This is a genomic window from Paragemmobacter kunshanensis (assembly GCF_011059185.1).
GTDB lineage: Bacteria > Pseudomonadota > Alphaproteobacteria > Rhodobacterales > Rhodobacteraceae > Paragemmobacter > Paragemmobacter kunshanensis.
This window is the reverse complement of sequence record NZ_JAALFE010000091.1, coordinates 1-1,247: the sequence shown is the minus strand read 5'-3', so window position 1 is coordinate 1,247 and position 1,247 is coordinate 1. Positions and strand designations below refer to the sequence as shown.

Below are 1,247 nucleotides of genomic sequence, written 5' to 3'. Positions count from 1 at the left end.
CTATCAAATTCGTCATTTGGGATGCCAGTGAAGCAGGTTTGGACCGTGGCACTAATCGCTTCCAGACTGAATTTGGTTTGGGTAGCGACGGTTTGCTCGCGGATGAGGACCGACTACCGGTTCACAAACACCCTTGCATGGAACACCTTCCCCGTCCCCACCCTTACCGAAAAGAACAAGGCCGACCTGACCGCCTGCGCGGAAGCCATCCTCCTCGCTCGCGAGGCGCATTTCCCCGCCACCATTGCTGACCTCTACGACCCCGAAAAGATGCCCGAAAACCTGCGCGCCGCCCACGACCGCAACGACGAAACCCTCGAACGCATCTACATCGGCCGCCGCTTCAAGAACGACACTGAACGGCTAGAAAAGCTGTTCGAGATGTATACGAAGATGACCAAAACACCCTCTGCGCGGGGCAGGCGGGCGTGATGGGTGACTATGTGGTTTTCCAGATGTGGAGCGGTTACCGCGAGAGCCTGATTAGGGCGCATCAGTTCTATGTTGACCAGGCGAAGGCACGGCTGCTGACCCAGTTCAGCAACATCAGCGCAGAGGCGGACAAGGCGGCAGAGGACTGGCTTTCGGAACGGTCGCAGCGATTTTTTGATCCGGATCGCGATGATCCAGCTGATCTCTACGAAGGCGCAGAGGATGCCGGCATCGAGTTCTATCAGCTTCTCACTGAAATGCAGGAGCGGACAAGACTCAGCGTGATCGCAGGCTTCTTTCATGAGTGGGAAAAGAAGCTGCGCCAATGGCTGGTGGACCAGATCAAACACTGGCACCGCGGCAACATCACGAAAGAGCGCATCTGGAAGGCGAATTTCGATGAACTCTATGAGCTCTTGGAGAGCTTTGGCTGGGAACTGAAAACAGCCCCGTGGTTCTCCGCGCTCGATGCCTGCCGTCTGGTAGTGAATGTCCATAAGCACGGTGACGGCCCATCACTCACTTTACTCAAAGCTTCGTATCCGAGGTTTCTCGTGCACCCGCTTGCGGGCACAGGGCTCGAGCTGAACCCTCTCTGGGACAGATTAAACCACGAGCACCTTCGGGTTAGCGATACCGACTTGGAGTGCTTTGCAAATGCGATATCATCGTTCTGGCGCGAAATGCCCGAGGATGTTTTTGAAAGCCAAGTGGTCACGCCACCCGACTGGTTTGTTAAGGGGATTCACCGCTGGGCCTGGTGGTTCGCGGTGCTGGTCACGCTGACGGGCGGGATCGGGATCCTTCTGACCGGA

2 protein-coding genes are annotated in these 1,247 nt (G+C 56.7%); both read left to right on the top strand.

Annotation, left to right across the window (positions count from 1 at the left end):
- Positions 1-432, top strand: a 432-nt coding sequence (locus G5V65_RS21885; RefSeq protein WP_343162887.1) for a type IIL restriction-modification enzyme MmeI, incomplete at its 5' end; no start/stop codon positions are given.
- Positions 432-1,247 (top strand): hypothetical protein (locus G5V65_RS21880; protein ID WP_206526938.1); only part of this gene is annotated, 816 nt, incomplete at its 3' end. The genes G5V65_RS21885 and G5V65_RS21880, both read left to right, overlap by 1 nt.